The organism is Ileibacterium valens (assembly GCF_001945525.1).
In the GTDB taxonomy this organism is placed as follows: Bacteria; Bacillota_I; Bacilli_A; order Erysipelotrichales; family Erysipelotrichaceae; genus Ileibacterium; species Ileibacterium valens.
In genome coordinates, this window is sequence record NZ_MPJW01000064.1 from 1 (window position 1) to 6,794 (window position 6,794).

Below are 6,794 nucleotides of genomic sequence, written 5' to 3' on the forward strand. Positions count from 1 at the left end.
ACCGTCCACCCAGTGTGAACAGCAGACTTTCCCATATTCAACCCCATTTTTTCTGTCATAGCAGAGATACATAACGATTCACCTCGGTAGAATTATTTCTACCTATAGAATAAATCTTTTTAGGAGTGTATGGGTAGTTTTAGCTCGAAAAAAGCTATATATAAAGCGTAATTGAAGCAGTTAGAAATTAGATAGAATTTCTAGGTAGAAAAAAGTTTGGGAATTACAGTTAACATAAAATCCAATTTCGATTCACAAATATAAGCCCAATATTCAGATATCTTTAAACTTCAGTCTCCAAAAAACGACGAATTTCTGGGAGCCGCTGTCTGGTTTCCTCATAACCAAGCTCAAACCAGGGTTTGAGCTTTTTTGGATCGGTCGTATATCGAGTCACGCCCAGATCTTTTTCAGGACGTAAGACCAGAGCCTTGCCTTCTCTTTCGAGCTGGTCAATTTTATCCCATTGTTCCTTATAACGGATATGGCGGTCGCGAAGATTTTCTTCAATGGTCTGATCCCGATAAACGGTTTTTGCTAAACGCTGCTGCCAGTTAGGAGCCGGTTTTCGAACATAACCTTTTTCCTTAGTGGAAAGAATCAAATGTTTATCACAGCCTTTTTTAATCGATTGATCAATCGAAATCATATCCACTAAGCCAGCATCAAAATACTTCTTCCCATTGAATTTATAAGGCTTTGCCAGTAAAAGCAAAGCACAGCTTGCCTTGACTAAAGTCATCGACTGATCGACATATTCTTTACCAAAATATTCGATCTTATGGTTCTCCATGTCGTAAACACCGATATCTAACTGAGTTTCAGATCCAAAAAAGGCCATAAAATCCAGAGGTGCTTTCTTTTCAATATAGTCGCAAGTCGCTTCAATACCAAAAATGGATCCTTCCTTGAATAAAGGAATCAGACCGACTGCCCCTTTTTGTGAAGCTGAATCAATTCCGGTCACTTCAAGACGATGAATCTGACGGCTGACATATGACAACAGAACTTCAGATCCACTTGAAATCCCTACCGCATAAGGCAGATATATTTTTTCTTCAAGCAGACATTTAAGCACTCCAGCCGAATAGGCGATTTTTGTTCCCCCGCCTTCAACGACAAGACCGACTTTAGGCATCGCGCACCACTCCTTCCGCTTTAGCCTGAGCAGCAACCGCTTTTGCTACTGCATCTTTTACTCTTGGATCCAGAGCATCAACAATGACATAATCTTCACGCAGGTCCTTTGGATCAATCAGATCAGCCAGTGCTTCTGAGGCAGCCAGCTTCATGCCTTCTGTAATCCGAATGGCTTTGGCATCCAGTGCTCCACGAAACAGCGCCGGGAAAATCAGCACGTTATTAATCTGATTGGGAAAATCGCTTCTGCCGCAGCCAGCTACCTTAGCTCCTGCTTTTTTGGCCTCATCGACTGAAATCTCAGGAACTGGATTAGCCATCGCAAAAACGATTGGATCTTCATTCATTGACTCAATCATTTCCGGACTGACCAGGTTGCCGCGGGAGACCCCGATAAAGATGTCTGCCTGCTTCATAGCATCAGCCAGAGTTCCCTTCTGATTGTTTGGATTACCTTTTTTTGCCATTTCAAGCTGAGCTTCATTCATTGCGTTTTCTTCATTTATAATGCCATGAATGTCACTCATTAGAATGTGCTGAAACCCATAATTATACAAAAGCTTTGCAATCGCAATTCCAGCAGCCCCTGCACCCGAAAAGACGACTTTGCAGTCTTCTTTTTTCTTGCCGGTGAACTTCAGCGCGTTAATTAATGCTGCCAGAACAACGCAGGCTGTTCCATGCTGATCGTCATGAAAAACAGGGATATTCATCCTGTCCTGCAGTTTCTTTTCAATTTCAAAACAACGAGGGGCAGAAATATCTTCAAGATTAATTCCGCCAAAAGATGGTTCCAATGCTGCGATTGCGTTTACAATTTCATCGGTATCCTGGATATTCAGGACCAGAGGAATTGCATTAACCCCACCAAGTTCCTTAAACAGGACACATTTGCCCTCCATGACAGGCAAGCCAGCAAGCCCTCCGATGTTGCCCAGTCCTAATACTGCAGAACCATCAGAAACGACAGCGATCATATTCCCTTTACCAGTATAGAGATAGGCCTCTTCAGGATTTTCAGCGATTTTCAAGCAGGGTTCAGCAACGCCTGGCGTATAGGCAATCGCCAGATCTTCTTTAGTCTCTAATCTGGCTTTACTTTGAACATCTAGTTTTCCCTGCCATTCCCTATGAGCCTGCAGCGCTTTTTCTTTCTGATCAGCCATATTACTTCACATCCTCTAATGCAATATTCTTAAGGATTCGCACCATCTGATCCATCTTATCGCAGGAAGCAAATTCGAAACGGCCATGACAGTTTCCTCCTCCAGTTCCAAGGTTTGGACAAAACAGACCTCTGGCAGATAAAACTGCTCCATCCGTTCCACCGCGAACTGGTAAAGAAACTGGAATAAGACCTTCTTTTTCAACTGCCCGATAGGCTTTCTTCACCGTCGAAAGATCTTCATCTGCATAATTTCTCATATTTTCATACTGATCATGAATATTTAATTCAATTCGACCCGGATACAACACTTCATAAGCAGAGCATACCTTTCTCATCCATTCTTTTTTCTTTTCAAAAAGGGTCCTGTTATGATCACGAATAATAAAAATCAGTCGAGATTTTTCACATTCTCCAGAAACAGAGATCAGGTGAATGAATCCCTCTCTTCCTTCAGTATGTTCAGCAGTCATATATTCAGGCATCGCAGCAGCAAAACGGCAGGCGATTTCTGCAGCATTGATCATCTGATCTTTGGCAGAGCCAGGATGAATGGATTTACCATGAATGGTCACTTCAGCCTGAGCAGCATTAAAGGTTTCATAGTCCACTCCATTGACTTCAGCCCCATCAACCGTATAAGCAAAGTCAACCGGGAATTCACTCAGATCAAAATTTTCAACCCCACGTCCAACTTCTTCATCCGGAGTAAAGGCGGCCATAATTTTTCCGTGAGGCTGATTCGAATTCTTGAGTTCATCCAGAGTCTGCATGATGATTGCTATTCCAGCTTTATCATCATTACCAAGCAATGTTGTACCATCAGTGACGATAATGGAATCACCAATCACAGTTTTTAATTGCGGAAAGTCTTCTGGATTCATGGAGTATTCATCATTCAAAACGATAGTTGATCCATCCCAGTTTTCTATCACTCTTGGTTTAACATTCTTTCCGCTCAGCTCTGAAGCTGTATCCATATGGGAGATAAAGCCGATAGAAGGCATGCTTTCATCTGTAGCCGGCAAAGTGGCGTAAACAATTCCCTGTGGAGTACGGATGACATTTTGCAATCCGAGTTCCTCAAGCTCTTTTTTTAATTCATCAGCAAGGATCAGCTGTTTGGGGGTGGAAGGCGCTGATGTGGATTCTGCGTCTGACTGTGTATCATAAGTAACGTATTTTAAAAATCGATCATGTGCTTTCATTTAAAGTTATCCTCTCATGTGTGCAGTTGAATCTTGTGGATTGCTGCCAAAGGCAGACCATTGTTTTCATTATAAAATGCATTCGGCTGAAAAAAAAAGATTGGACGCGTTGGCTTTTCATCAAAAAAGAGAAAACCGAAATTGGTTTTCTCCCAAATCAATAGATTTGCCGCTCAGTAGATGAAGAGCTGCAAAGTATTTTTAAAAAATAGATAACACAGAAAAATCGAGTGTCCGCTTTGAAAATATCAGTTCTTGTTCAGAATGGTCTTAGGCCGTTTTATCTAAGTGCTGCTGCCACGCCTGGAACGATCTGCTTCTTTCTGGAAACAAAACCTTTTTCTTCAAATTGAACAATTGCATCCTTTAATCGTTCTGCCAGAGGACCTACCGCAATAAAACGGCTTCCCTTGCCTTCGACATTTGTAAAAGCCATAATCCAGAGATCAAGTTTTGTCTTTGCGATTTCAGATTCCATATAAGCTGTAAATTCCGGTTCAATCTTGTCAACTTCTTTGTAATCGAACAGAAACACCTGAGAAATGTTGGCTTTGAGATCCTGAAAAGTAAACTCCTTGCAGTCATTGTAAAGAATGTTTTTGAACTCTTTGCCTTCGATGGTCGCGGTCGCCTTGAATAATTCTTCAGCCATCTTATCCGTATCGAGTCCATAATCCATTTCAATTTTAGCTGCAACGAGTTTATCCGTCTGGGTACAGGTTGGCGAATTAAAATTCATTGTATCTGAAATCATTGCGTATAGAATCAGTCGGGCAATTTTATCAGGCATAGTGATTCCATACTCGTTATACATCATCGCAACAATAGTGCAGGAAGATCCTACAATCATATTTCGATACACGATTGGTTTGTCTGTTTCAATATCTCCGATTCGATGATGATCAACAATTTCAAGAACCTCTCCTTTATCGCGGTCATCGATACTCTGCTTGGATTCATTATGATCTACGAGGATGAATTTCTTCTTTTCAGCTTTCAACAGGTTATATCTCGCCACCGATCCAACGATTCGTTTTCCTTCTACGACCGGATAGCTCGAATGCCTTGTTTTGAGCATCTCACGTTCAACATCTTCAGTATATTCGGATGGATGGAACATGATTGCATCTTCTTTTGGCGTCATGATGAATTCGACAGGAATGGATCGATAGATCATCTGGATAATCTTCATTAGATTATATGGCGTGCTGATCAGAGTTACTCCCATCGATTTCGCCATTTCAAAAATATAATCGTTTGGGACAAAGTCCTCAGCAATGATAATGACAGCAGCCCCTTTAGCCATTGCCTTGATCATATTGTCTTCATGATCATTGAGTACCATGATGGCTCCTGTCAGATCACGATCCATCATCTTCTTATCAGATATTCTGACTTCCCCGCTTTTTTTACGATTTCCCTCGTATAGAATTTTTCCATGAACTACATCCCTTAAGTTCATTGTTGGGGTATCTTTTAACAGTTCCTTGGTTTTGTTCAAATCCTGCATCTGAATTTTTGAAATTTCAGCCAGGGTGACGATCCCTGAAAAATTTCCTTCATCATCGACTACATAAATAGTTTTTGCGTCATTATCAAGAAGCAGATCCCAGCCATAGCGCAGGGTTTCCATTCGGTTGATCAGGATCGCTTCATCAATTTCAATTTCCTCCAGAGAATTCTTGGCTGTCGTCAATAGAATCGGCGGTTTGACTCCCACTTTATTTAAAATAAATTGTGTTTCTGGATTCAGATGTCCAAGTCTGGCTGCCACTGCATTTTCTCCCAGCTCCCTTTTCAGGTTTGCAAGAGAAATGGCAGCACAGATCGAATCAGAATCCGGCCTTTTATGCCCAATGACATAAATTGGCTGTGACATATTCATTACCTCTTTTTTCTATTCTTGTTACATACTCATTCTAACAGAGCTTTTTTCTGCCTAACCTTTATTACTAAAAGAAATGCCGCAGAACAATTGAAAAAGGAAACAGCTGACTAAGGCCATTTCCTTTTTGTTTGGATTCACCTTCTGCTCATTAATTCAGAAGTTCTCTTGTTTATTTTATTCCTGAGGATTTGCAGAACCTTCAACAGCTTCTTTCAATGCTTTTTTTGCACTGAATACAACACGCTTTTTAGCAGGGATCTCTACAGGTTCTTTAGTTCTTGGATTTAAACCAGTACGGGCGGCTCTCTCCTTTACTTCAAATTTTCCAAAGCCTGCAAAATCAACATCTTCTCCTTTTTCCAGAAGGCTCTGGATCATATCGAGAATGTCGTTCAGAATAGCAGTTGCATCTTTCTGAGAAAGGTCTGCTTTTACGGCAAGTTCCTTGGCAAAGTCCTTTTTATTCATGTATTCTCCTTTTAAAATTTCGCTTAACAAACGGAATTTCTTCTTTCATGTTCAACGTGAAAGGGGGGTTCGTTCATATTCTACCAAAAGAATTATTGGACAACAATTTGCCAAACCATAACACCTACCGTATCAGAGGGTTTTACCAAGAAATGAAAGATCTAAAGGTGTTTATGCCGTTTGAAAGCTGAATTCAATACTTTGCTTCACTCTTTTGAATCAATTCTGAAGAAGAAATCAACTTGCATATTTGCAAATGAATTAGACAACTTTGTCAGAGTTCATCTCCATCGATTTATTTCTTCTATCCAATTCTCGAACTGAAACTCGCTTAGGGTTTTGAAACAAAATCAGCTGAAAATTCGGGACAAGTGAAAAAGTAAATTCAACGCGAGCACCTCAGGTATGGAATTTACTATTTCACTTGTCAAGCTGAAAATTCGTTTCTAAAATTTCTCATAACTCTTGCAAGTACGGCAGATATCAAGTAATATAACTAAGCACAAAGCAAAGAGCATTATTTCTAAGCGCCGGCATAGTATAATGGCAATACACGTCCATGGTAAGGATGAGCTCGTGGTTCAATTCCGCGTGCCGGCACCATTTCGACAACAACAGGATCCCATTTATGGGATCCTTTTTCATTATATTTAAATCCAGTCAGCAGATATAAAGAAAAGCCGATCCGAAGTGATTGCTCACTCAGATCGGCTTTTTGTTTGCATGGCCTCTTGCTATTTTCGCTGTTCACTATCGTCGCCGTTAGAATGCTTGACTGCTGGGTGCGGAATGTAACCAGGTATTTCCATTCTGCCATCAAGACCACACCATGGATCTTTCAAAACCAAACATCAGCGACATCCTTCTTGTCTGTTGTCTTTGTTCTTTGTGTTCTTCACTTCGCTTGCTTCGATCAAGCCCTCGA

The 6,794-nt window shown here is 40.8% G+C and carries 5 protein-coding genes, 1 tRNA gene and 1 rRNA gene; 1 reads left to right on the top strand and 6 read right to left on the bottom strand.

The genetic code is table 11. From position 1 onward, the window contains the following. Positions 1 to 283: 283 nt before the first annotated feature. The 5 genes from BO222_RS02020 to BO222_RS02040 all read right to left on the bottom strand — a co-directional run bounded on the left by BO222_RS02020 (position 284) and on the right by BO222_RS02040 (position 5,899). Positions 284 to 1,138, bottom strand: coding sequence for a patatin-like phospholipase family protein (locus BO222_RS02020; RefSeq protein WP_075817917.1), 855 nt, complete (start codon positions 1,136 to 1,138; stop codon positions 284 to 286). Continuing rightward, entirely contained in the window at positions 1,131 to 2,306 is a 1,176-nt protein-coding gene (locus BO222_RS02025; protein WP_075817919.1) for an NAD(P)-dependent malic enzyme, read from the bottom strand. The genes BO222_RS02020 and BO222_RS02025 overlap by 8 nt, the downstream gene beginning before the upstream one ends. A gap of 1 nt (position 2,307) precedes the next feature. After that, positions 2,308 to 3,513: a peptidase T gene (gene pepT / locus BO222_RS02030; protein ID WP_075817921.1), complete on the bottom strand. Its 1,206-nt coding sequence runs from the start codon at positions 3,511 to 3,513 to the stop codon at positions 2,308 to 2,310. Positions 3,514 to 3,793: 280 nt separating this feature from the next. Next, positions 3,794 to 5,392 carry a putative manganese-dependent inorganic diphosphatase gene (locus BO222_RS02035; protein WP_075817923.1) on the bottom strand — a complete coding sequence of 533 codons (1,599 nt, stop codon included), beginning with the start codon at positions 5,390 to 5,392 and terminating at the stop codon, positions 3,794 to 3,796. A 183-nt stretch (positions 5,393 to 5,575) separates the two neighbouring features. Next, positions 5,576 to 5,899 (bottom strand): HU family DNA-binding protein, encoded by a 324-nt coding sequence (locus tag BO222_RS02040; RefSeq protein ID WP_269843608.1) that lies wholly within the window; start codon positions 5,897 to 5,899, stop codon positions 5,576 to 5,578. A 499-nt stretch (positions 5,900 to 6,398) separates the two neighbouring features. Between BO222_RS02040 and BO222_RS02045 the strand changes: the two genes are divergently transcribed. Further along, positions 6,399 to 6,472, top strand: a tRNA-Thr gene (locus BO222_RS02045). 118 nt (positions 6,473 to 6,590) lie between these two features. Here the strand turns inward: BO222_RS02045 and rrf are convergent. Then, a 5S ribosomal RNA gene (gene rrf / locus BO222_RS02050) occupies positions 6,591 to 6,696 on the bottom strand. Positions 6,697 to 6,794 lie beyond the last annotated feature (98 nt).

Bases quoted from the DNA above. Each gene is read 5' to 3' on its own strand.
- BO222_RS02020 (WP_075817917.1), bottom strand. From the start codon at position 1,138: ATGCCTAAAGTCGGTCTTGTCGTTGAAGGCGGGGGAACAAAAATCGCC.
- BO222_RS02025 (WP_075817919.1), bottom strand. From the start codon at position 2,306: ATGGCTGATCAGAAAGAAAAAGCGCTGCAGGCTCATAGGGAATGGCAG.
- pepT (WP_075817921.1), bottom strand. From the start codon at position 3,513: ATGAAAGCACATGATCGATTTTTAAAATACGTTACTTATGATACACAG.
- BO222_RS02035 (WP_075817923.1), bottom strand. From the start codon at position 5,392: ATGTCACAGCCAATTTATGTCATTGGGCATAAAAGGCCGGATTCTGAT.